Below are 22,410 nucleotides of genomic sequence, written 5' to 3' on the forward strand. Positions count from 1 at the left end.
TGCCGAGCCGGATGTTCGGTAACGGTGCCCGTCAGCGTGCTTGTGTCAGCAGCACCGCGCCGACGGATTCGCGTCCGCATCGGCGTACCGCGAGCGCCAAAATTCGGCTTCGGTGGGCACCGGAGCGCCCGGATGGCGGCGCCGTAGGTGCTCGACATATCGCTGGTAGTCGTGATCGCCCATGACCGAGGTGAACCACCACACCAGCCCCTTGATCAGCTTCATGTCCGGGTCCCGGCGAGTTCGCGTGCTGCCCATTGCTTCTCGACTTCCTTCTCCACATCGGTGGGCAGGAAGCCGCTGGGTGCGAAAAGCCGGGACGGAACATCGTCGTCTTCGGTGGTTGGCAGACCTCCGGCCCGCACCGCGCGCAGACACGTCCAGGCGGCGGCCGCGACGACCACCAACACCAACGAGGCGAAGACAATCGACAGCGTCCCCTGCACAAACGTGTTTCGGATCACGGCATCGATGGCCTCGGGCGTCTTGGCGGTCTTGAACGTCGTCAAACCCGCGTCGCGTGCCGCCGCGTACAGCTGGTGCTGCTTCCAGTAGCCCACCGCGGGATCAGACGAGAAGATCTTCTGCCAGGACGCGGTCATGGTGACAATGAGGTCCCAGGCCAGTGGGACAGCGGGAATCCAGGCCCACGTGTAGAGCCGCTGTTTGACGACGACCGTCAGCACCACCGTCAAGGCGATCGCAGCCAACAGCTGGTTGGCGATGCCGAACAACGGGAACAGGGTGTTGATACCGCCGAGGGGATCGGTGACGCCCATGAGCAGGATCGAGCCCCAGCCGCCGACGACGATCGCCGAGCAGATCCACGCCCCGGGCCGCCAGGAGGCGTCCTTGAAGCGGCGCAGCGGCCCGCCCAGGTTCCCCAGGGAATCCGACAGCATGAACCGGGCAACCCGGGTGCCGGCGTCGACGGTGGTGAGGATGAACAGCGCCTCGAACATGATCGCGAAGTGGTACCAGAACGCCTTGAAACCGCTGCCGCCGAATACATCCGACATGACATGTGAGATCCCGATGGCCAGGGTGGGGGCGCCGCCGGTGCGCGAGACGATCGAGGTCTCGCCGATGTCCTTGGCTGTTTGGGTCAGCTGTGCACCGGTGATGTCCGGACCGCCGATCGGCAGTGCGTTGACGTAGGCGGCCGCGGTTTCGGCGGTACCGCCCGTGGCCGCGGTGGGTGCGTTGATCGCAAAGTACAAGTGCTGGTTGAGGATCGCCGCGGTGACCAACGCCATGACGGCCACGAAGGACTCGGTGAGCATGCCCCCGTACCCGATGAAGCGGGCCTGGCTCTCCTTCTCCAGCAGCTTGGGTGTGGTTCCCGAGGCGATCAGTGAATGAAAGCCCGAGAGCGCCCCGCAGGCGATGGTGATGAACAGGAACGGGAACAGCGATCCGGCGAAGGCCGGGCCCGAAGTGTTGAAGGCGAACTCGCTGACCGCGGGCAGTTGCGCCACCGGCCGGGCGATCAGGATGCCCAGGGCCAGCATCGCGATGGTCCCGACCTTCATGAAGGTCGACAGGTAGTCGCGGGGAGCGAGCAGCAGCCACACCGGCAGCACCGAGGCGGCGAACCCGTAGAACATCATCAGCCAGGCAATGGTGGTTTTGTCGAGGCTGAACAGTGTTTCGCCCCATCCCGATTCGGCGACCCAGCGACCGGAGATGATCGCGGCGAGCAGCAGTGCGACACCGATGACGGTCACCTCACTGACCTTGCCCGGCCGCAGGTAACGCAGATACACGCCCATGAACAGCGCGATGGGGATGGTCATCGCGATGGAGAACACGCCCCAGGGGCTTTCACCGAGGGCGTTGACGACGACCAGGCCCAGCACCGCGATCAGGATGATCATGATGACGAAGATGGCCACCATCGCGGCGACACCGCCGACGGTGCCCATCTCGTCGCGGGCCATTTGGCCCAGACTGCGACCACCGCGACGGGTCGAGATCACCAGCACCAGGTAGTCCTGGACTGCCCCGGCCAGCACGACGCCGACGACAATCCAGATGATTCCGGGCAGGTACCCCATTTGCGCGGCCAGTACCGGGCCGACCAGCGGGCCCGCTCCGGCGATGGCGGCGAAGTGGTGGCCGAACAGCACCCGCCGGTCGGTGGGGACGAAGTCCTTGCCGTTGTCGAGCGTCTCGGCGGGGGTGGCGCGGTCATCCCGCGGTCTGACGAGTTTGCGTTCAATCAGCTTGGCGTAGAACCGGTAGGCGATGAGGTAGGTGCAGATCGCGGCCACGACGAACCAGACCGCGTTGACGTGTTCTCCGCGCAGCAGCGCGATCATCGTCCAGGCGAAGGCTCCCAGTAGTGCCACCAACACCAGCACCACGCGCGACGTGGGTGAGGGTGCCCGGTTGTCGATGACGCCGACGGGTGGAAGGTCGGGGTCGGTCCGCAGCAGTTCGACGCCGGGTGGGGGAGTCAGGTCCTGGGGCTCTGCGGCGGTGGCCATGCGCGTTACCTTAGGTCCCCGCTGTGGCGCCCTGTCGTACATCGAGTGTCTGTTCAAGTTCAGGGATAGATCGGGGCGATCCCTGATGTGGCTCGTGATCTTGATTCATAGCGTCGAGGCATGACCAAAACAGCGTGGTTTGCAACGGCTTTGGACGCCATGGTGATCGTTCTCCCCGTTGCGGCGGTGGCGCTGGCGGCCGTTGCGCATGCGGGGCCGCAAGGGTATGGAGACGCCGAGGCGGTGATCAGTTCTCTTGAGGAACAAGGAAGTTACGTCATCCTGAATCGGACAGGTAATTGGCCATTGGAGGACTGCACGGTGATCCGGGTGCGGCAGGGCCCCTCGGTGTACCGGTATGAGCGTCCTGTTGGTGCCAGTTCCAAGTCGGTTCCTCAGAAGGTGCTGGATCACGGAACCTATTACGTGGACCTGGCGTGCTGAGCCGCGAAGACCAGGGAAAGATCAGGGGCTTCCCTGATGCGCCTGGATGTTTCGGCGGTCTACGGTGAATTTATGACTACTGCACTGCGACGGCCCCGCGCGGGGAAGATGATCGGCGGGGTGTGCGCGGCAATCGCGCAGCGCTTCGGATGGGACGTCACGATCGTCCGGGTGCTCACGGTCACATCGATCCTGCTTCCCGGGCCGCAGGTGCTGGCCTACCTGGTGTTGTGGGCGCTCATTCCACGGGAGCAGTGAGCCCGGCGGCGGGCGTTAAGTTAATTTTTCGTAACCAACGGGTGTATGGGGTTCCTCTGACCGGCAAATCGTGGGTTAGGCTGCGGACGTGCGGCGATACGACTACCCCCTACGGGTTATTGCGGTAGCCGTTGTCGTGGGCGTGCTGTGCTTCGTCGGGGTGAATCCGGGAAGTGTCATGGGCCAGGCAACGGCCATGACGCACGCCGTCGATCGGGACGGTACGAGCGCGGCGCCGGCGGACGCGCCTCAGGTCGATGCCTTCGCGCAGGTAGTGCAGATCGCCAAGATGTGCCGCGGGGTTCTCGCGGGGGCGATGCTGCTGGTGCTGGGGTTCGTAGTGCGCTACGTGCTGCTCACCGCGACACGGGGATCGCCTGTGCTGCAACGGATCGTCGGCCAACCAGGCCGGGTGGTGTTACTCAAAGGCTGTGTGAATCGGTGCTGAGGGGGTCGGTTAACCCGACCCCGTATCAGTCATGCCGCGATAGCGCGGTTCTACACAGGAGCATCCATGATTTCTCGTTTTGCGGTATCCGCGCTGGCGGTCGCAGCGACACTTCTCACCGCGCCGACGGCGCAGGCCGGTCCCGACGGCGATCCTGCTGCCGACGTCATCGCCGACTTGGAGGCCCGCGGGAACGTCGTCGTGATCAACCGCGTGGGCAGTGGTCCCATGGCGGACTGCAAGGCGACCGCCGTGCGGCCCGGCAGGTTGTTGGCGCCGGGGGCGTCGATCAATGCGCCGGGGACTAGCTGGGGTGGATCGATCCTGTCGACTCATCGCGTGATGCACGTCGACATCAAGTGCTGAGGAAATCCCGCAGTACGATCGCGTGATTGTGCTCCGGGTCCTTGGCGGCGTAGAGCAGCGTGACGGTGCCGTGTTCGCGTTCGAGCTCGTGGGCGGTGTCCACCGCCGGGTTGGTAGCCAGCTCGGCGCGGTACTCGTCGGCGTAGGTGCCCCACTCCTCAGCGGGGGCGTGGTGCCAGCGGACCCGCAGGTCGGGGCTCGGTGCGATGTCCTTGAACCAGAGGTCGACCTGCGCGGCAGCCTTGCTCACGCCCCGCGGCCACAGCCGGTCGACCAGCACGCGATAACCGTCCGAGGGGTCGGGAGTCTCGTAGATCCGCTTGGTGGAAAAGGTCACCTGAGCATTCTTATCTGCCGGGGTCCGTAGACTCACCATCTCGTGAGCCTGAACTTGGGAATCGTTGGTCTGCCGAACGTCGGAAAGTCGACGCTGTTCAACGCGTTAACGCGCAACAACGTACTGGCGGCCAACTACCCGTTTGCGACCATCGAACCGAACGAGGGCGTGGTGCCGCTGCCGGACCCGCGCCTGGACAAGCTGGCGGAGGTTTTCGGCTCGGCGCGGACCCTGCCCGCGACCGTGACGTTCGTGGACATCGCCGGAATCGTCAAGGGTGCCTCCGAGGGGGCCGGGCTGGGGAACAAGTTTCTGGCCAACATCCGCGAATGCGATGCCATCTGTCAGGTGGTGCGGGTGTTCGCCGATGACGACGTCGTGCACGTCGATGGCCGCGTCGATCCGGCCGCCGACATCGAGGTGATCGAGACCGAGCTGATTCTCGCCGACATGCAGACGCTGGAGAAGGCGGTGCCGCGGCTGGAGAAGGAAGCTAAGACCAAGAAGGACCGTCAGCCGCTCGCCGATGCCGCCAAGGCCGCTCAAGAGGTTCTCGACAGCGGCAAGACCCTGTTCTCGACCGGGCAGGACTGGTCGGTGGTGCGCGAGCTGAACCTGATGACCACCAAGCCCTTCCTGTACGTGTTCAACGCCGACGAGTCGGTGCTCGGCGACGAGGCGCGGGTCGCTCAGCTGCGGGAGCTGGTGGCCCCCGCCGATGCGGTGTTCCTGGACGCGAAGATCGAGTCCGAGTTGCAGGAGCTGGACGAGGAGTCCGCCGCCGAGCTGCTGGAGTCCATCGGGCAGAGCGAACGGGGCCTGGATGCGTTGGCGCATGCGGGTTTCCACACGCTCAAGCTGCAGACCTACCTGACCGCGGGGCCAAAAGAGGCCCGGGCGTGGACGATTCATCAAGGAGACACCGCGCCCAAGGCGGCCGGGGTCATCCATACCGACTTCGAGAAAGGCTTCATCAAGGCCGAGGTGGTGTCCTACGAGGACCTCGTCGAAGCCGGTTCGATGGCCGCGGCGAAGGCTGCCGGGAAGGTCCGGATGGAAGGCAAGGACTACGTCATGGTCGACGGCGACGTAGTGGAGTTCCGCTTCAACGTCTGATCAGCAGAAACCGTAGCCCTGCGACACGGTGAGTGCTTCACTGTCATGGTCAGTCCTACTGCACTGTGTAGTAGACGATTCGTAGGGGGCAGAATGCGGTGGCGCGGTGTAAGTCACGTTGAGTTCGCGGTACTGGAGTATGACGCTTCCATCGCCTTCTATGACGCCTTGTTCGGCTGGCTGGGGTATAGCAGCTTTTCATCGTTGAACATGGAGTACCAGTCGATTTACTACATGACTCAGCATTTCAATCTCCACAGCTACATCGGTGTGCAGCCGGCCCGGACCGGAGGAAAGCTGACCCATGCCGAACAGGCCGTGGGCGTCAATCACGTTGCGCTGTGGGCCCGCAGCAGGAAAGAGGTCGATCGCTTTTACCGCGAGTTCTTGATCCCGCGGGGTATCGAGGTTACTGACGAGCCTAAGACGTATCCGCAGTACTGGCCGGGCTATTACGCCGTGTTCTTCGACGACCCAATCAACGGTATTCATTGGGAGTTGGCGTGGATGCCGAAAATTCCTACTCCGCGCCAGGTTTGGTCGTTCTATCGTGCGCTCAGCGGCTTCGCGGGCAGTCGGCCAGACCTCGCTAGTAGCGTACCGGGCCTTGTCTGGCAGGCACGGCGAACGCTACCTCGTCGGTGAACGGCGTAACCGTTCGAGTTGACAGATCTCGCCGCACCGCGACGTAGTCGAATTCCTTTTCAACGTCTGATCACCCGATGGGTTCAACCCATTGAGCGCGCGAGGGGCCGGGTTCGAAGGGTTCGCCGAAATACTGCGTTTCGCGGATCACCTCACCGTCTTCGAACTCCATGACGCTCACAACGTGAAAGGGCTGTGCGTCGTACGTTGCGACGAGCTCGCTGACCCATAGATCACCACCACCGGTAATCCGTCGCACGGTGAACCGTTTCTTGTTCGGCTGAGCTTTGCGCGAGGCTTGAATGTTGGCGCGGCCACGAATTCGCTCACCAGACTGCGGGTATTCGAGAACCGCATCGTCTCGATAGACCCGATGTTCTGCATCGAAGTCGTCTGCGTCGGAGGCTGCCCAGTGGGCTTCGAGCGCACCGCGTAGATCCACGTCGTTCATAGAGGCCTTTCTTTCGATCAGATGGTTCCAGTTTCCCGGACTTGTCGGGGTGCGCGCCTAGCATCTGGCTCACCGCGCAGTCCGCCGATCCTCGGCGGCATCCCCAGGAGGTCTACCAATGAGATTCGTTTCGACACGAATCATCACAGCCGACGTCGATCGGTTGGTCACGTTCTACGAGATGGTCACCGAAGCAGTGGCCGTCTGGGGGAATGAGCTTTTCGCAGAGATTCCGACGTCGGTCGGCACGCTGGCGATCGGCAGCGAGAAAACCGTCCCGCTGTTCGGGCAGGGATCTGCCGAGCCGGCCGCGAATCGCACAGCCATTCTCGAATTCATCGTGGATGACGTCGACGCCGAATTCGCCCGGCTTCGCGAGCAACTCGCCGATGTGGTCACCCAACCGACAACGATGCCGTGGGGGAACCGTGCCGTGCTGTTCCGGGATCCCGACGGGAATCTCGTTAATCTGTTCACCCCGGTCACCGACGGGGCGCGCGCCAAGTTCGGGGTATGACTCGTCGTCGACATGTGCGCACGGGCAGTTTCGATCCGCCGCGTTCGCCTAATCCGCTGCCGCCTCGTTCAGGATCGAAGTGATGAATACCGAGCGCGGTGTGAATACGTCGAGGAGACCGACTGCACGCACGGCCGGCGCTAGGTTTCGGAGTTCGCTTTCGATGGCCGCGCGCCGTGGATCTGATTCGGGAGTGGTCTCTAAGAGTTTGGCATTCGCGATGAATGCCGCGACTGTGCCCTTCCGTACGCTGATTCCATCGACGGTGGTTGAGTTGTCGGCGTCGGACAGAACGTCCTCGGGGCGAACTGCGCCTTCACTTGCCACCGGAACTCCCTTCACGCGGTTGTATATCTCTCTGCGAGGGTAGCAACCTTGCTCTCCGTGAAGGTCGCAATGCATGTGCTGCAGAGAATAGGCCGCGCGTTAGTCCTGCACGTAGGACACGACCGCCATCATTCCGGCTTCGCCGTGATAGATGTTGTGACAGTGGGTAAGCCACTGCCCGGGATTGTCGGCATCGAAGTCCACTTCGACGGTCTTCATGGGGGCGACGAGGACCGTATCTTTGCGGGCGCGGTACGTCCCCTTCGCATCGCGGACCGAGAAGGTGTGCCCGTGGAGATGCATGGGGTGGAACATCATCGAGTCGTTGACGAAACGTAGCCGTGTCCGTTGACCCTCACGTACGGGCAGTCCGTCGCGCGGGTCGTAGGTCTTGCCGTTGATTGTCCAGGTGTACTTGCCGACGGGTCCGGCCAACCGGACATCGTGAATGACGTCCGCGTTGCGCTGGCTCAGTTGAACCTCGGGGGTAGCGCTGAGCGTCGCGGTGTCCAGTGGCACCTGGGACTTCATCAGCATCGCGGCATCTTCGGCGCGCCCGCGCACCGGGGTATCGCCCGAACGCAGAATCAGTTGGGCAAAGCCATCTTTCCCCTCCGGCACCGCCACGAGCGGCACCGACGAACCCGGGATGGTGACGACGGCATCGACCCGCTCGCCCATGGTCACCAGAACGGTGTCGGCCTTGTAGGGCTGCACCGGGAAGCCGTCGGTGTGGGTGACTGTCATCGGCACGCCGGGAATGCTGACCCGGAACGCCGTGTCGCCGCCGGCGTTGACGATGCGCAACCGCACCCGCTGTCCGGAGCGATAGGTGGTGGTCTGCGGATCGGCAGCCACCCGCCCGTTGATCAGATAGTGGGGGTACTTCACATCGCCGGCGTCCACACCCAGCGGCGTCGTTGGGTCCGATCCCATGCCTCCCATCATCGAATGATCCATCGGGGGCATGCCCTTGGCGCGCAATCCTTCGAGCACTTGGTCGGGATCGGTACCGGTGCCGTCGATCCAGTCATCGAGCGCCACCACCAACTCCTCGTCGTATCCGGTGCGCTCGTCGGGGTCCTCGATGATCAGCGGCGCGTACAGTCCGCGATCGATTTGCGTACCGACGTGGGGATGGAACCAGTACGTCCCCGCGTGGGGCACCGCGAACTCGTAGTCGAACACTCCGGTGGGCGGTATTTCCGGCTGGGTGAGGCCGGGCACGCCGTCCATGTCGTTGCGCAGGGCGAGCCCGTGCCAGTGCACGGTGGTGGGCGCCGGGAGGTTGTTAGTAGTTTGCACACGCAGGACTTCACCCTTGCGAACGCGGATCTCCTGGCCGGGTACCCGCCCACCGTATGCCCATGTTTGCACCTGGGTTCCGGCGAGGTCGAGCTGAGTGGGGCCAGCGTTCAGAGCGAACTGTCTGACCGCAGCCCCCTGGGGTCGCCGGGCCGCTTCCACTGCGGCCACCCGGGCCGAATCAGGGTTAACACGTTGTGGTGTCGCGGTTCCGGAGGGGCCCCTGGTGCAGGACGCGAGAAACCCGGCTGCGGCCACCGTCATGCCCAGACGGAGGAGATCGCGGCGGCCAAGCAGTGGTGAATTGCCCGTTGTCATGATGTTATGTATACCCCGTAGGGGTATTTAAAGCGAATCGCGTGCTACGGTCGGTGTGTGTTGCCGTCCAGTGGGGAACTGCAACCGGTGTGGCGGGTCCGCGTCGTATCGGGTGCCCGCGTGCTGGTCGCGGCGACGTGCTGAAAAACAGGGGGCCGTCGCGATCGCGATGGATCGCCGTGCTCGTCGCAGGCGTGATCGCCGCACTGCCAGTGCTGCATTGCACGGTGATGGCCGATGCGGCACTCCCGGTCGTCTCGCATCACCTCGTTGCTTCTGCGTCCGATACTGCTGCGGGTGTGGGCCAACACATCGGCAGGGCCTCCCAGGATTTCACCAGCCAGATCTTTGATGTGATCGCCGGAAAAGTCCGATCCGGTAACGCATTCCGAATGCTATGGGCGGCGGCGCTGGTCGTGACGCTGGCTGTCTCGCTACTCCCTTTGCGGGTGGTGGTCACACGCGCGCCTCCTCGCCGTCGTGCGTGTGTCGCGGTCGTGGGTGGCAGGGCCCGTCTGCATCAGATTTGTGTGAGTCGACGCTGATGAATCCCTTGCGGCGGATATGTCCTTCTGCCGCATACGGCTGTCAGTGAAGACTCGCCACACCGAAGTGGCGCAGACGTTGGGAATCGTTATGTACGGACGCCTTATCTTCCACCGCCTCGGCGGCCTCTGTGTGGCCGCGGCTGTTGCTGGTGCACTCATGGCTGTTGGCACTCCGCGTGCCGACGCCGGTCCCAAGAACCATGGGAACGCCGACGTTGTCATCACGTCCCTGAAGGCCCGGGGAGACAGGGTCGTCATCAATCGGCGCGGCAGCGCACCGCTGACCGAATGCGTTGCGACCTCCGTGCGTGAGGGGCGGTCGGAGTACCGCTGGCAGCGCATCCGTGTGGCCGATCCCACCAGTCCGCTGGTCCAGGTACTCGACTACCGGGTCATGCATGTCAGCGTTGAGTGCTGACCACAGTTAGATAGCGATCAGGTCACATACCCCATGAGGGTATGTTAAATCGTGCTAACCTCGCGTCATGCTGACCGAAGCGCGCCGCACGAGTCGCCGTGGGCGGCTGTGGCTGGTCGCGGTCCTCGTCGCAACGGTCGCGACCCTGCCGATCTTGCACTGTGTCTCCGTCGGTCATGGCGGCGGTGAGGCGCCGCACCATAAGGCGACGCACGCCGCACTCCAGGGGCACGGTCCATCGGCTACCCATGCGCACCTCGACAACGCGGTCCACGAGATGGCATGTCAGACCGCGGACGGGCTGGTCGCACTGGCCCGGGGTTTCAATCCACTGCGGATTCTCTTCGTACTGGCCGCGTTTGCTCTCGCCATGCTGGTGTTCCAGCCCGCGGCTGCCCAACTCTCGCGCGGTCCACCACGTGCTATCGGTTATCACGGGGCCCGAACGGGCCGCGACATCCTCACCAAACTCTGCGTCATTCGGCGCTGATCGACCCCTCGGGCAAAGCGGAGTTCCGCCATGCCCGCACGCCGTCATCAGCTTCCCGGCCGCGCCGTGCGGCCCCCACGCAGGGATTCTCAATGAACAACAGCATTGCTCTGTCATCTCGTCGTAGCTGCACACACCTAGGACCTAAGTTCCACGACCCCAACACGCTGGTAGGCAACACCCCGGTGCTGTGGGTATCGGAGCCGTTCGCGACACCGGGCACCGGCTTCTGGGCCAAGCTCGAAGGTCATAACCCCAACGGCATGAAAGACCGGCCTGCACTACACATGATCGAACAGGCCAGGGCGCGCGGAGAACTCAAGCCCGGTGCCATGATCGTCGAATCAACCAGCGGGACGCTGGGGCTGGGACTGGCCCTGGCCGGAATCATCTACCGGCACCCGGTCACCCTCGTCACCGACCCGGGCCTGGAGCCCATCGTGCGCAGCATGTTGACCGCCTACGGCGCTCGGGTCGAGATCGTCACAGAACCACATCCGATCGGAGGATGGCAGCAGGCGCGTAAGGATCGTGTCGCAGAAATACTTGCCGCCGAAACGGATTCGTGGTGCCCCGATCAGTACCAGAACCCCGACAATGTCGATGCCTACCGCGGGCTCGCGGAAGAACTGATCGACCAGCTGGGAACGGTGGATACCCTGGTCTGCTCGGTGGGAACCGGCGGGCATTCCTCGGGTGTGGGACGTGTACTGCGGGAACATAATCCGAACCTGCGACTGGTAGGGGTCGACACCATCGGCTCCACGATTTTCGGGCAGCCTGCCAGCTCACGTCTGATGCGCGGCCTCGGGTCGAGCATCTATCCGGGCAATGTCGACTACACCGCATTTGACGAAGCGCATTGGGTGGCACCGAATGAGGCCGTCTGGGCGGCCCGGACGCTGGCCGCTGCGTACCACGCCAGCGGCGGGTGGAGTGTCGGTGCGGTGGCATTGGTCGCGGGGTGGGTGGCGCGGACATCGGCTCCCGGATCGCGTGTCGCGGCAATCTTCCCCGACGGTCCGATGCGCTACCACGGCACCATCTACGATGACGATTACTGCCGCAGCCACGATCTGTTGGACCGTCCACCGGCGCAGGATCCCGACGTGATCGACGATCCGTCGGATCGGGTAGTGGACCGATGGACCAGGCTGACCCGCGTGATCGACCCCATCGGGAGAATGGCGTGATCGAAACCTTCCGCCAGTTCCGGTCTTTCGACCGGCCCAGCCAGATCCTGATGGTGAATCAGTTCGCCATCAACGTCGGCTTCTACATGCTGATGCCCTACCTCGCCGGATACCTGGCCGGGCCGTTGGGCTTGGCCGCATGGATGGTGGGGCTGGTGCTGGGGGTCCGAAACTTCTCTCAGCAGGGCATGTTTCTGGTCGGCGGCACCCTGGCCGACAGGTTTGGATACAAGCCACTGATCGTGGCGGGATGTCTATTGCGTACCGGTGGATTCCTGATGTTGGCCTTCGTCGGCTCCCTGCCGGCGATACTGATCGCCTCGGCGGCAACGGGTTTCGCGGGTGCTCTGTTCAACCCAGCGGTGCGCGCTTACCTGGCAGCAGATTCCGGAGAGCGTCGAGTGGAGGCCTTCGCCGTCTTCAACGTCTTCTACCAGGCGGGAATCCTGTTCGGGCCGATCGTTGGACTCGCATTGACGGCATGGGACTTCCGGATCACCTGCGCCGTGGCCGCAGCGGTCTTCGCGATCCTGACGGTGATCCAGTTGATGGCCCTGCCGCCGAACCGCGCCGAGCAGGAGGCGGAACGCCAGCCGGTGCTCGCCAACTGGCGTTCGGTGGTGTCCAACAGGGCCTTCCTGCTGTTCTCCGGCGCCATGATCGGGTCCTACGTGCTGACGTTCCAGGTCTACCTTGCGCTGCCGTTCCAGGCGGCCCTGCTGACCGGCGACAAGAAGTCCGAAACGGTTTTGGTGACAAGCATCTTCGTGGTGTCCGGATTGGTCGCTATCGCCGGGCAGGTGCGACTCACCGGGTGGCTTTCCGCGCGATTCGGCCCCAGCCGCAGCCTGGTGTTCGGAATGCTGGTCATCGCGGCAGCCTTTGTGCCGCTGATGCTGCTACCCACAGCGGCGTCGGCGGGGCAACTCGCTGCCATCGGTGCGCTGCTGCTGGCGGCGGCCCTGCTGGCCGTGGGCACCATCGCGACATTCCCCTTCGAGATGGACACCGTGGTCAGGTTGGCGCGCAACAGGTTGGTGGCCACCCACTACGGCCTGTACAACACGATTGTCGGAGTCGGCATCTTGGCCGGGAACCTGCTGACCGGCTCGATATTCGGCTACACCCAGCAGCACGGTAAGCCGGCCTTGTTATGGGTGTCGCTGACCGCGATCGGGCTGGTGTGTGCCGCGGCGCTGTTCGCGTTGCGGCGGGCAGGTCTGCTGGACCAGGGCAGGGAAGTGGCGCAGCCTGCCAATGCCTGAGTAGTTTGTGGAGGCCATGACCAGCCCCGCTAAACCCATCAACCTCGTCAACCTCGAGAGTGTTTCGAAGTCATACGGCGTCAAGCCGCTGCTCTCGAACGTCAGCCTGGGGGTGCAAGCGGGAGACCGCATCGGGGTGGTGGGCCTTAACGGTGGCGGCAAGACCACGCTGCTGGAGGTGCTCGCCGGTGTCGAGCCGGCGGATCAGGGCAGAGTGAGCCGGACCGGTGACCTGCGCCAAGCCGTCGTCACCCAGCGCGACGATCTTGAAGGCGCGACGGTCTTCGATGTCGTGATCGCGCCCCTGGGTGTCGCCGAACACGAATGGGCCGGGGATGCGCGCATCCGTTCAATCCTCGAAGGGCTTGGAGTAGCGGCCCTCGGCCTGGATCGACGCGTGGATGAGCTGTCCGGAGGCCAGCGGCGGCGCGTGGGGCTCGCCGCCGCACTTGTACGCGATCTGGACCTGCTCATTCTCGACGAGCCGACGAACCACCTGGACGTCGAAGGCGTCCAGTGGCTCGCCGAGCATCTGCTGGCGCGGCGCACCGCGCTGGTGGTCGTGACCCACGATCGGTGGTTCCTGGACACCGTGGCCACCCGCACCTGGGAGGTTGTCGACGGCAGCGTCGAATCGTATGAAGGCGGTTATGCCGACTGGACGTTCGCCCGTGCCGAACGGGGGCGGCAGGCCGACGCCGCGGAGGCGCGCCGCCGCAATCTCGCACGCAAGGAGCTGGCCTGGTTGCGGCGCGGTCCACCCGCGCGTACGTCCAAGCCCCGATACCGGATCGAGGCGGCCGAGGCCCTGATCGCCGATGTGCCGCCGCCGCGAGACTCGGTGGCGCTGAGCGCATTTGCGCGTCGCCGCCTGGGCCGTATCGTCATCGAACTTGAGGACGCGACGGTGACGACACCCGCCGGTGAGGAACTGGTGCGCGATCTGACCTGGCGCCTGGCCCCGGGCGAGCGCATTGGCCTGGTGGGCGTCAACGGATCCGGAAAGACGACCCTGCTGCGGGTGCTTGCCGGTGCGGTGCCGTTGGCCGCCGGACACCGCAAGGAAGGCAAGACGGTCAGCATCGGCTGGCTACGCCAGGAGCTCGACGACCTGCCCGGCGACATCCGGGTGCTCGATGCGATCGAGTCGATCGCGTTGCGGATCACGTTGGGCGACAAGGAGCTTTCCGCCTCGCAGGTTGCCGAGATGCTCGGGTTCAGCCCGGCACGTCAACGCACGCCGGTCGCCGACCTTTCCGGTGGAGAGCGTCGCCGGCTGCAGCTGACTCGTGTGCTGATGGCCGAGCCGAACGTGCTTCTTCTCGACGAGCCCACCAACGACCTGGACATCGAAACCCTGCAGCAGGTGGAGGATCTGCTGGACGGCTGGGCGGGCACCCTGGTTGTGGTCAGCCACGACCGGTATCTCATCGAGCGGGTCTGTGACTCGACGTGGGCGCTGTTCGGTGACGGCAAGCTGACCAATCTGCCCGGTGGCATCGAGGAGTATCTGCGCCGGCACGTCCAACCCACTGCGGCGCCCACAAAACCGGCACCCGATCGTGGCCGCGATGGCGCGGCGTTGCGGGCCGCACAAAAAGAGCTCGGACGACTCGAACGGTTCGTTGCCAAGCTGGGGGAGCGCGAGGCTGTGTTGCATGAGCGGCTCGCCGAACATGCCACCGACCCGGACCGGGTGGTGACACTGACCGCCGAACTCAATGCCGTCGTCGCCGAGAAGAACGCGGCCGAGGTGCAGTGGATGGAACTCGCCGAAGAGCTTGAGTAGCCCACACGGTCTTAATCCTCAATAAAAAAGCGAGGGCAGCCGGTGTGACTGCCCTCGCTCTAGAACTGAATGGATGAGTGAGAAACATCCGGGACTTGGCCCGGCATGCGATGCGCTACGCGCCTCGCCGATGCGTCCCCCCTATGGGGTTCGCCTACCTGCCGTTATACGGCTAGCGGGAACCACTCATCGGTCTGCTCCGAGTTGTCGCCCTCAACCAGCATCTCGCCGCTGTAGATGGCTTCGAAGTCGATCTCGATGACCGTGGCACCGAATTCCTCGTTCGTCATGTACTGAACAGTAGGTGTCACTATTAAGAAATCATTGAGTCACGAATCGGAAAAGTCTGGCAATTTTCGCTACAGACATCGGCCCAGGTCATAGACCATGAGCAGCCTTGCTGAACTCTTAAGAAAACGGGTTGGTGCCCTTAACGAGCACCCATGCGGCGATCGCGCCCCCGATTCCGGCGATGAGCAGCACCGATGAGACCGCGGAAGGCCACTCGTCGCGGCCAAATCGCCCGTCCACAGAGATGCGTCCCGGGCCCAGCAGCAGCAGCGCCATGGCCGCCGCGCCCAGCACAAGGGGAAACTGCACGGCCGGGCCCGATTGCACCAGGTCGTTTCGCGCCACATAGGTCTGGGTTGCGACGTAAAGCATCGAACCCAGCACGGCGCTGGCGCCCACGGGAGTGAGAAGTCCGGCGACCAGCATGGCGCCCCCGATGCTGTAGATGCCCGCGAGCACACGAGCCGCCGTATCGGGGTGCGCGAGGATCGGCGCTGAGCCCAGTTGTGCGAACTGCTCGGAGGCGAACACGATGTTCAGCCCGCTCCAGCACAGCGTCACTCCTACCGCGACACGCAGGACCAGGAGTCCAATATCGTTGCGGGTCAACGGATCGCTGTACTGTTTGGTGCTCGGCACGCCGGAAGTCTATGGCATGGGGGCTATGGTGAATTCGCTATGGCGGCGGTCCATTCCCGGTATGACGACGGCAACGACATCCCCGGCATACCGTCCGTACGGGTGGCGCGCGCCGAGCTGACCGCGATCACCACGATCACCGCTCTCGTATTCGGGTGGGCCAGCAGGGGGTACGGGTACTTCTTCGACGAGGCCTACTTCGTCGTCGCGGGCCGCGACCATTTGTCGTGGGGATACTTTGACCAGCCCCCGTTGGTGCCCTTCATCGCGGGCATCGCCGACAACATCGCGCCCGGGTCCCTCTGGGTGCTGCGCCTGGCGGCGACGGCTGCGGTGGCACTCGGCACATTGATGTGTGGGCTGATCGCCGCTGAACTCGGCGGCGGCCGCCTCACGCAGTCCCTCTCGGCCATCGCATACGCCACCGCGATGTTCCAGATCCTGGCCCACTGGCTGCAGACACCGGCTATCGATCCGGCGCTGTGGTCGGTGGTGTGCTGGTTACTGGTGCGCTGGACCCGCAGTCTCCGGGAACGACTGCCCGACGATCGACTGCTGCTGTGGGCGGGAATCGTCACCGCGATCAGCATGCAGACCAAATTCCTGATCCCGGCACTGTGGCTTGCGGTGCTGGCGAGCGCGGCGGTCCTCGGCCCGCGGGTGCTGCTGCGCCGTCGGCAATTGTGGATCGGGGCGGGTTTCACCGTCGTGGCCACCATCCCGACCCTCATCTGGCAGGCCGCCCACGGCTGGCCATACCTGCGGATGGCCGGGATCGTGGCCGCGGAGTCCGAACGCGGGGCGGCGTTGTTGGCGGGCATGCTCGTCGGTTCGGTGTTCATCGGACTGGTGTTGCTGCTGGCCGGGGTTGTGGCGCTGTTGGCAGCGCCGTCACTTCGCGCCTACCGATACCTGGGCGTGGCCGCCGTGCTGGTGGGAGCGTTCATGTTCGCCTCTCATGGACGTGCCTATTACGCCATGGGGCTGTACGCCTTGCTGATCGCCGCGGGCGCGGTGGGGCTTTCCCGCTGGCGCCCTTCCCGGGCCGCTGTTCGGGGCGTGGTTTACGGGCTTGTCGGTGTGGTGACGGCCGCATCGGTGACCATGGCGATCGTCAGGCTGCCCATCGTGTCCGAAACCGCTGCCGCACGCTGGTTTTCCTGGGCGGGCGAGATGGGGCCCACCATGCTTGCCAGCGGCGATCACTCCACGGAGGGCCTGCGCCAGGTGGCGCGCGACACCTACGATTCGATGCCGCCCGAGGTACGCGACCGTACGGCTCTGGTGCTGCAGATCTATCCCATGGCCGCCGCCTATGACGTCGAAGCCGGACGTGAGGGAGTGTCCCGTGCCTACAGCTTCCACCGCGGGTACTACTACTTCGGGGCGCCGCCGGAATCCATGACGGACATGATGTACATCGGCGTGGATGCCCCGGATCCCGCACTTGCCCAAGGGTTCCGCGGGGTACAGCGAGTCGAGCTGCTGCACGCCCCCGGTGAGGACGAGACACAGGTCTACCGCTACTACGGCAGAATTGCGCCGTGGCAACAGCTATGGGACCAGTGGCGCACCTACAAGTAGGCGGCTCATCCGTCGAACAGATGGCACCCCGCGATGCCCAGATGTACTGGATGTCGAACAGAATCCCGAACGATCAGTTCCTGCTGTTCTGCTTCGATTCGCCGACGCAGGATGTCGCCGCCCTGCGGGAGACGTTCGCCGAGCGCGCGTCGCGCATCGCGGATCTGCGGGTGCGAGCGGTCGACGTCGCCGGACACCTCGACTACCCGTACTGGGCCCCGCGTGACGAATCCGAGGTGCCCCTGACGGTGCACACGCTGCCGGATTCCGGCTGGACGCAGTGCCGATCCGCGATCGCTGCGCTACTCACGAGCACCGTCGACATCCGCGAAAGCCCTTGGCATCTTCACCTTTTCCCTGAGGTACACGGCGCTCCGCTGGCATCGAGTCCGGCACTCGTCGCGGTACTGCAGGTATCGCACGCATTGGCTGATGGTCAGCGGGCCACCGCGGCCGCACGGGCATTGTTCGGCGATGAGGCGGCGGAGGTCGGGCCGCTGCCGGAAGTACCCGGGTATGCCGCACTGCGCGGGCTGGCAGGCTTTCCGGTGAAGCTGGGTCGGCTACTGAGTGCGAGCCGCGATGGCTATCGGGCTTACCGTCGCCAGCAGGAGCTTGTCGCTGCGGGTGAGTTGGAGCCGGAACCGCAGGGATTCCCACTGATTTCACTGAATGCGCGGCCCGATGAGCGTCGGGAGATCCGGATGATCGTGCGGCCACGCGATGAGCTTCGCGCCGACGACGTCAGCGTGACCGTCGCGGTCCTCACTGCGATCGGCATCGCGTTGCCGCGGTATCTGCGTGACCACGGCCAGTGGGTTCCCGAGCGGCTTGGCGCGGAGGTAACCGTCGCGGCGACTGGTGAATCTTTGGCGCGCAATAATTTCCGCAATATTGGCGTCGACCTGTGCTGGGGTGAAACGGATCGACGCGCCCGGGCCCGGAAGATCGCGGACGGTATCGAGAGCAGGCGCCGTCGCGCCGTGCACCCGGTGCTGGTTGCGCAACGTGCCGGAGGTGCGGCGCTGCCCGCGCCGATGATGTGGGCGGGTGTCAACGCCTTCAACACCGATCTGATGCCGCCCACCGTCGCGGGTAACACCGTGGTGTCGAGCGTGGTGCGCGGTGCCGCCGATCTGACGTTGGGCGGTGGGCGGGTGGTGTTCACCGCCGGATTCCCGGCGTTGTCGCCGGTGATGGGATTGACTCATGGGGTGCACGGCATCGGCGACACCGTGACGGTGAGCGTGCACACCAGTGCGGCGGTGATGCCCGATGCCGATCACTATGAGGACCTGCTGGCCGACGCGCTCACCCAGGTATCTGCCTGGTTGCGATGAGTTTTCTCGTCGGCGCGGGTCGATACAGATATGCCGACGATTACTCCATGCCTCTGGTTCGACACCCGCGCCGAAGAGGCCGCCACCTTCTATGTGTCCGTGTTTCCGAACTCCCGGATTCTCGAGGTCACTCACTACGGGCCGAACACTCCCATGCCGGAGGGCACGGTGCTCACCGTCGAATTCGAGCTCGACGGGCAGCGGTACACCGCGCTCAACGGTGGACCCCAGTTCACGTTCGATGAGGCGATCTCGTTTCAGATCGACTGCGGGTCTCAAGACGAGGTCGATCGCTACTGGGAGGCGCTGACGGCAGACGGGGGAGAAGAGTCCCAATGCGGTTGGCTCAAGGACAAATTCGGGGTCTCCTGGCAGGTGGTCTCGCGCGAGCTGATCGACCTGATTTTCCACTCCGATCCGGTGACCGGTAACGCGGCGATGCAGGCCATGATGACCATGCGCAAGCTCGATGTTGCCGTCGCCAAGGAGGCGGTGGCCGCAGCGCAGTCCGGGTCTTAGTCGTCGTCTCCGAAGTCGACGTTCCAGCCCATGGACTTGTAGCGGCGTTTCTCCGACTCGCGGCGTTGCTTCTCGGCACGTTCGTGCTCGCTCCAGTCGCCGATGACGCCGGGGGATGCCTTGGGCAGATCGCCGAACAGCTCGTTGCCGTTGTCCCAGTTGATGAGGAACTCCGGGGTCTGGTGTTCGTCGTCGTCTTCGCCCTTGCCGCCGCGGCCGTGGGCGCCGCCCATGGGGGCCATGCCCATGCCGCCCATACCCATTGCGCCACCACGGACTCCGGCACCGCCGATGCCGGCGGCGTTGGTTCCGGCGCCGCCCGGGCCGGGAACGCCTGCGCCACCGCGCAATGCTCCTGGGCCGCCGAGGGTTCCGGTACCCGAGCCTGAGCCGGAGCCCGAGGGAGAGCCGAACCCTGCCGCGGTCGTGTTGCCGGGTGCCAGGCCGGAGCCGTCCTTGCCTAGGCCGCCCGCGAGGCCACTGAGTGCATTGCCCAGGCCACTGCCCGAACCGCCGGAGCCGCTTTGGGGGCTGCCACCGCCCGCGCCACTGCCGCCGCCTGAACCCGAGCCCTGGCCTTGTCCGCTCTGGTTACCCGAGCCGTCGCTGAAGGCAGGCTTGGTGTTCTTATCGGCGAGGCTGTTGGCGAGATTGTTTGAGGAGCTTGGGTTTTGGCCGCCACCGCCGCCGTTCTGACCACCGCCACCTCCACCGCCGGTACCGGTTTCGGTTCCGTTGGTGGGCTGCTGAAGCGTGATGTTGCCGGGGTTGTTGCCCTTCGGTGGCTGGACGTCGGTGACGTTGTCGCCCTCGCGAACCACGGGCTCGCTGAACAAGCCAACCATCTGAAGGCGCGCGAAGAACTGTTCCTGGTTCTTCAGCTGTTGTATTGCGGCATCCGACGATCCGGACTTCTTCTTCTGCGCGACCTCTGCATCGGACATCGGCGGCTCGATACTCGACTTGGCGGCACTCATCGCATCACCTAGTGGCGGCATCTTGTCGGCGACGTGCCGGATACTGATGATGCCTCGCTCTGAGGCCCGGAAATACTCGGACATGTTGGTTTGCAAGGATTTCGCGGCCGCGCCGCGCCAGTCCTCGACCAGCATGCCCTGCACCTTGCCGCCGAGCGTGTGCATGATGTCGCCCAGCTGCTCCGCGATGCTGTTGATCGATTCCTTGGCAGCTTGGGGGTTACCGGTCTGGAATGCCTGGGCAGCGTTGTAGATCGACTGGTGGTCGTGGCCTTCCCAGTGCTCCTTCTGGATTTGCTTCTTCCCCATGTCTTCTCCTCCTGAAAACTATTGGCTCTAAGGTATTTTCGGCTCGATCTGCTTCATGATCTGCAGGGCCAAGGGGCATTGGTCGTAGCGTTGCTCGGTGAGATCGGTCTTCAAGTCCACTTGCACGGACGCGACACCTTGCTGAGAAGGGATGGCGATCGAACAACTTATGGCGCTCGTAGTGTGAACCAGCCAACCCGACCGCGAACCAACCTGTACTCGCTCTTGCCGATCGAATCGCTTTTGCGGTTGCCCAAGCTGATCCAAGTTGGCATCGACCGCGTAGATCTTGATGCCCCACTTTGGGCCAACCCACATACAACCGCGAACATTCTGACCAAAAGCGATAGTGTGAGCATCCTGCTTGCTGGCAGGATCGACTTCCCAGCTGTTTAGCTCGTCACTTGTCACTGCGGCACAGCCATCGAAAGTGGTCCCCTTGACCGGATCACCGCTTGTCTGCGTGGTTGTGGCAGCGGCGGAGGAGCTGGCGGAGGACATCGGAGACGAAGTCGATCCGGAGGTCGGTGACCCCTGGATGCTGTCATGCGTACATCCCGCAATAAGTGCAGTCGAAGCGGTAACCACGGCGATCCATCTCATGCGCTTGAGTCTTCCTGACTCGTCAGCTCGTGGTGGGCGGCGGGTAGACGCCCAGGCCGTTGTTGTCGATGGTGTCGCCCCTGAGCTGCTCGAATGATTCGGCGTTTCGATGCTCCATGTTGTCGTACTCGTTTTGAGCGACCTTGGCCCACTCTGCCCAGGTCTTCACTGTTTTGATATGCGCTTCAATGACCGAGACGACCGATTCGGAGGGGCCGGTTACCAACTCAGTTAGAGCATCGTTCCACGACGTGCCCTCTGCGCAACTACCCATACCTACGTCCGCGTTGAATGCTGCCGCAGTCAGTCGAAGACTCTCCAGCTTGTCCACGGCGCCGCTGAACTCCTGCGACACCTTCGTCGCGGCGCCGGGAGCCAGGTGCAGTTCGTTCATATCGAGCCCTGATTCTCCGGGCATGGACGGCTCCCCTCGCTGGTCAAGCAGACATGTTTGTCCTACATATACCTCTGACGTCAGCTGGCCCGATTTGGTTCCATGTTTTTTCGGATGACGAGGAACTCGGGTGGTCAGGTGCCTGCCGTTGGCCAGCCGGGGTCGGCAGGCAGAGTCGGGTAGTCGGATCTGGGATGTTCGCCGGTGAGGTAGACCTTGCGCTTTTCGTAGGAGTCTGGGGCTTTGTCACGGCAGGCGAGCTGATCACGGCCGTACTGTGCTTTCGGCCAGTCGTTGGGCTCGTCTGGGTAGAACTCCGTTGGTAGGTGAATCGCGCTGCGAATCTTCCACCCGCCGAAAACGTCCGCCGCAGGACTAGGAGCGTCGCCGCGTTGGCGTATAGCTGTGTGACCTGCTTCCGCCGATGGAGGCGGTGTGAGGGTGATTCGTACGGGCAGAGTGCCTGTTACTGGTGTAGCAGTATCGAACGGTTCGGGGGGCAGCCGGTGTGGATAGCGATACTGGTTGTCGGATTGTTGAACTGCGGTGGCGTAGCTCCAATCGCAGACGATTGCGGTGTAGCCGGACGAAGGATCGCCAGTCAGAGCCAGTAGGTGTTGTCTCCAGGTGCCAACGACGGGTGCCGTGGTCTGGAACCCACTGCTCGCTAGCTCTGCATCGCCAGCAATCAGTGGGCGAACCGCCATATTGGAACCGGGATTGTTTGGGGGGACGGCACGTTCGAAGCCCGGGTAGTAATAGCTGGGGCTGGCCATCAGTCCGCCAAGTATGTACGACTCGCGGTAGGCGCGAATGATGACGGCGGGGCCGGTCAGCAGGTCAATACCTGGTTCCGCGCTCCACCGGATTCGCATGTCCTGCGTCAGTCCGGTGAACGGTATTGGTGGCTGACTCGGGCCGTTAAGCGTGGTGTTGGCGTCATCGCGGTGGGGCGTGCATCCCGCTAACACCAAGGCTATGACAAAGGTCAACGTGCATGTTCGCAACACTGGCCCTCGCGGAACTTGGA

At 64.0% G+C, this 22,410-nt stretch carries 28 protein-coding genes; 16 read left to right on the forward strand and 12 right to left on the reverse strand.

Annotated elements, in window-relative coordinates; genetic code table 11:
• Nucleotides 1-45: 45 nt before the first annotated feature.
• Complete coding sequence (locus BB28_RS06040) at nucleotides 46-225, reverse strand: YbdD/YjiX family protein (RefSeq protein ID WP_046252840.1); 180 nt, start codon at nucleotides 223-225, stop codon at nucleotides 46-48.
• The gene (locus BB28_RS06045) at nucleotides 222-2,489 is read right to left on the reverse strand and encodes a carbon starvation CstA family protein (RefSeq protein ID WP_046252841.1); all 2,268 of its coding nucleotides are present in this window, start codon (nucleotides 2,487-2,489) and stop codon (nucleotides 222-224) included. Before BB28_RS06045 ends, BB28_RS06040 begins: the two co-directional genes overlap by 4 nt.
• A 120-nt stretch (nucleotides 2,490-2,609) precedes the next feature.
• On the opposite strand from BB28_RS06045, the gene BB28_RS06050 reads away from it, so the two are divergent.
• From BB28_RS06050 to BB28_RS06065, 4 genes are all read left to right on the forward strand, one after another.
• Nucleotides 2,610-2,933 carry a hypothetical protein gene (locus BB28_RS06050; protein ID WP_046252842.1) on the forward strand — a complete coding sequence of 108 codons (324 nt, stop codon included), beginning with the start codon at nucleotides 2,610-2,612 and terminating at the stop codon, nucleotides 2,931-2,933.
• 36 nt (nucleotides 2,934-2,969) lie between these two features.
• Complete coding sequence (locus BB28_RS06055; RefSeq protein ID WP_046252843.1) at nucleotides 2,970-3,191, forward strand: PspC domain-containing protein; 222 nt, start codon at nucleotides 2,970-2,972, stop codon at nucleotides 3,189-3,191.
• A gap of 178 nt (nucleotides 3,192-3,369) precedes the next feature.
• Nucleotides 3,370-3,639 carry a hypothetical protein gene (locus tag BB28_RS06060; protein WP_046255578.1) on the forward strand — a complete coding sequence of 90 codons (270 nt, stop codon included), beginning with the start codon at nucleotides 3,370-3,372 and terminating at the stop codon, nucleotides 3,637-3,639.
• 66 nt (nucleotides 3,640-3,705) lie between these two features.
• Complete coding sequence (locus BB28_RS06065; protein WP_046252844.1) at nucleotides 3,706-4,005, forward strand: hypothetical protein; 300 nt, start codon at nucleotides 3,706-3,708, stop codon at nucleotides 4,003-4,005.
• Here BB28_RS06065 and BB28_RS06070 read toward each other — a convergent pair.
• Complete coding sequence (locus tag BB28_RS06070) at nucleotides 3,995-4,381, reverse strand: DUF488 domain-containing protein (RefSeq protein WP_046252845.1); 387 nt, start codon at nucleotides 4,379-4,381, stop codon at nucleotides 3,995-3,997. The genes BB28_RS06065 and BB28_RS06070 overlap by 11 nt on opposite strands.
• Before the next feature lie 3 nt (nucleotides 4,382-4,384).
• Here BB28_RS06070 and ychF point away from each other — a divergent pair, with 3 nt between their 5' ends.
• Together ychF and BB28_RS06080 are read left to right on the forward strand one after the other, a co-directional pair.
• A complete protein-coding gene (ychF, locus tag BB28_RS06075; RefSeq protein WP_046252846.1) occupies nucleotides 4,385-5,458 on the forward strand; it encodes a redox-regulated ATPase YchF in 1,074 nt (357 codons plus the stop codon).
• Nucleotides 5,459-5,551: 93 nt separating this feature from the next.
• Entirely contained in the window at nucleotides 5,552-6,103 is a 552-nt protein-coding gene (locus BB28_RS06080) for a VOC family protein (RefSeq protein WP_046252847.1), read from the forward strand.
• 70 nt (nucleotides 6,104-6,173) lie between these two features.
• Here BB28_RS06080 and BB28_RS06085 read toward each other — a convergent pair whose 3' ends face one another.
• Nucleotides 6,174-6,554: a nuclear transport factor 2 family protein gene (locus BB28_RS06085; RefSeq protein ID WP_046252848.1), complete on the reverse strand. Its 381-nt coding sequence runs from the start codon at nucleotides 6,552-6,554 to the stop codon at nucleotides 6,174-6,176.
• Between the two features lie 118 nt (nucleotides 6,555-6,672).
• On the opposite strand from BB28_RS06085, the gene BB28_RS06090 reads away from it, so the two are divergent.
• Nucleotides 6,673-7,071, forward strand: a complete 399-nt coding sequence (locus BB28_RS06090) for a VOC family protein (protein ID WP_046252849.1) — start codon at nucleotides 6,673-6,675, stop codon at nucleotides 7,069-7,071.
• Between the two features lie 48 nt (nucleotides 7,072-7,119).
• Here the strand turns inward: BB28_RS06090 and BB28_RS06095 are convergent, their stop codons facing one another.
• Both BB28_RS06095 and BB28_RS06100 read right to left on the reverse strand, forming a co-directional pair.
• Entirely contained in the window at nucleotides 7,120-7,398 is a 279-nt protein-coding gene (locus BB28_RS06095) for a hypothetical protein (RefSeq protein ID WP_046255579.1), read from the reverse strand.
• A gap of 99 nt (nucleotides 7,399-7,497) precedes the next feature.
• On the reverse strand, nucleotides 7,498-9,021 hold the full coding sequence (locus BB28_RS06100) for a multicopper oxidase family protein (protein WP_046252850.1): 1,524 nt from the start codon (nucleotides 9,019-9,021) through the stop codon (nucleotides 7,498-7,500).
• A 179-nt stretch (nucleotides 9,022-9,200) separates the two neighbouring features.
• On the opposite strand from BB28_RS06100, the gene lpqS (BB28_RS06105) reads away from it, so the two are divergent.
• From lpqS (BB28_RS06105) to BB28_RS06130, 6 genes are all read left to right on the forward strand, one after another.
• Nucleotides 9,201-9,566, forward strand: coding sequence for a putative copper homeostasis (lipo)protein LpqS (gene lpqS, locus BB28_RS06105; protein ID WP_046252851.1), 366 nt, complete (start codon nucleotides 9,201-9,203; stop codon nucleotides 9,564-9,566).
• Nucleotides 9,567-9,726: 160 nt separating this feature from the next.
• Nucleotides 9,727-9,987, forward strand: coding sequence for a hypothetical protein (locus tag BB28_RS06110; protein ID WP_131727323.1), 261 nt, complete (start codon nucleotides 9,727-9,729; stop codon nucleotides 9,985-9,987).
• A 67-nt stretch (nucleotides 9,988-10,054) separates the two neighbouring features.
• A complete protein-coding gene (gene lpqS, locus BB28_RS06115) occupies nucleotides 10,055-10,477 on the forward strand; it encodes a putative copper homeostasis (lipo)protein LpqS (RefSeq protein ID WP_109550634.1) in 423 nt (140 codons plus the stop codon).
• Nucleotides 10,478-10,644: 167 nt separating this feature from the next.
• Nucleotides 10,645-11,670 (forward strand): PLP-dependent cysteine synthase family protein, encoded by a 1,026-nt coding sequence (locus BB28_RS06120; RefSeq protein WP_046255582.1) that lies wholly within the window; start codon nucleotides 10,645-10,647, stop codon nucleotides 11,668-11,670.
• Nucleotides 11,622-12,935 (forward strand): MDR family MFS transporter, encoded by a 1,314-nt coding sequence (locus BB28_RS06125; protein ID WP_046252852.1) that lies wholly within the window; start codon nucleotides 11,622-11,624, stop codon nucleotides 12,933-12,935. Before BB28_RS06120 ends, BB28_RS06125 begins: the two co-directional genes overlap by 49 nt.
• A gap of 7 nt (nucleotides 12,936-12,942) precedes the next feature.
• Nucleotides 12,943-14,724: an ABC-F family ATP-binding cassette domain-containing protein gene (locus BB28_RS06130; protein WP_081252217.1), complete on the forward strand. Its 1,782-nt coding sequence runs from the start codon at nucleotides 12,943-12,945 to the stop codon at nucleotides 14,722-14,724.
• A gap of 164 nt (nucleotides 14,725-14,888) precedes the next feature.
• Here BB28_RS06130 and BB28_RS25620 read toward each other — a convergent pair whose 3' ends face one another.
• Together BB28_RS25620 and BB28_RS06135 are read right to left on the reverse strand one after the other, a co-directional pair.
• Nucleotides 14,889-15,014: a hypothetical protein gene (locus BB28_RS25620; protein WP_044104255.1), complete on the reverse strand. Its 126-nt coding sequence runs from the start codon at nucleotides 15,012-15,014 to the stop codon at nucleotides 14,889-14,891.
• Between the two features lie 118 nt (nucleotides 15,015-15,132).
• Entirely contained in the window at nucleotides 15,133-15,654 is a 522-nt protein-coding gene (locus BB28_RS06135; RefSeq protein ID WP_046252854.1) for a DoxX family protein, read from the reverse strand.
• Nucleotides 15,655-15,693: 39 nt separating this feature from the next.
• Between BB28_RS06135 and BB28_RS06140 the strand changes: the two genes are divergently transcribed.
• The 3 genes from BB28_RS06140 to BB28_RS06150 are packed head-to-tail and all read left to right on the forward strand — an operon-like array spanning nucleotide 15,694 to nucleotide 19,097.
• On the forward strand, nucleotides 15,694-17,238 hold the full coding sequence (locus BB28_RS06140) for an ArnT family glycosyltransferase (RefSeq protein WP_046252855.1): 1,545 nt from the start codon (nucleotides 15,694-15,696) through the stop codon (nucleotides 17,236-17,238).
• On the forward strand, nucleotides 17,211-18,578 hold the full coding sequence (locus BB28_RS06145; RefSeq protein ID WP_052740121.1) for a WS/DGAT domain-containing protein: 1,368 nt from the start codon (nucleotides 17,211-17,213) through the stop codon (nucleotides 18,576-18,578). The genes BB28_RS06140 and BB28_RS06145 overlap by 28 nt, the downstream gene beginning before the upstream one ends.
• 30 nt (nucleotides 18,579-18,608) lie before the next feature.
• Nucleotides 18,609-19,097, forward strand: a complete 489-nt coding sequence (locus BB28_RS06150) for a VOC family protein (RefSeq protein WP_046252857.1) — start codon at nucleotides 18,609-18,611, stop codon at nucleotides 19,095-19,097.
• Here BB28_RS06150 and BB28_RS06155 read toward each other — a convergent pair.
• From BB28_RS06155 to BB28_RS06170, 4 genes are all read right to left on the reverse strand, one after another.
• The gene (locus tag BB28_RS06155; protein ID WP_046252858.1) at nucleotides 19,094-20,383 is read right to left on the reverse strand and encodes a hypothetical protein; all 1,290 of its coding nucleotides are present in this window, start codon (nucleotides 20,381-20,383) and stop codon (nucleotides 19,094-19,096) included. The genes BB28_RS06150 and BB28_RS06155 overlap by 4 nt on opposite strands.
• A gap of 27 nt (nucleotides 20,384-20,410) precedes the next feature.
• Nucleotides 20,411-20,986, reverse strand: a complete 576-nt coding sequence (locus tag BB28_RS06160) for a DUF3558 family protein (RefSeq protein WP_075874224.1) — start codon at nucleotides 20,984-20,986, stop codon at nucleotides 20,411-20,413.
• A 22-nt stretch (nucleotides 20,987-21,008) separates the two neighbouring features.
• On the reverse strand, nucleotides 21,009-21,404 hold the full coding sequence (locus BB28_RS06165; protein WP_046252860.1) for a hypothetical protein: 396 nt from the start codon (nucleotides 21,402-21,404) through the stop codon (nucleotides 21,009-21,011).
• A gap of 110 nt (nucleotides 21,405-21,514) precedes the next feature.
• The gene (locus BB28_RS06170; RefSeq protein ID WP_052740123.1) at nucleotides 21,515-22,390 is read right to left on the reverse strand and encodes a hypothetical protein; all 876 of its coding nucleotides are present in this window, start codon (nucleotides 22,388-22,390) and stop codon (nucleotides 21,515-21,517) included.
• Between the last annotated feature and the right edge of the window lie 20 nt (nucleotides 22,391-22,410).

Origin of the sequence: Mycobacteroides chelonae CCUG 47445 (genome assembly GCF_001632805.1) — a bacterium.
Lineage (GTDB): Bacteria > Actinomycetota > Actinomycetes > Mycobacteriales > Mycobacteriaceae > Mycobacterium > Mycobacterium chelonae.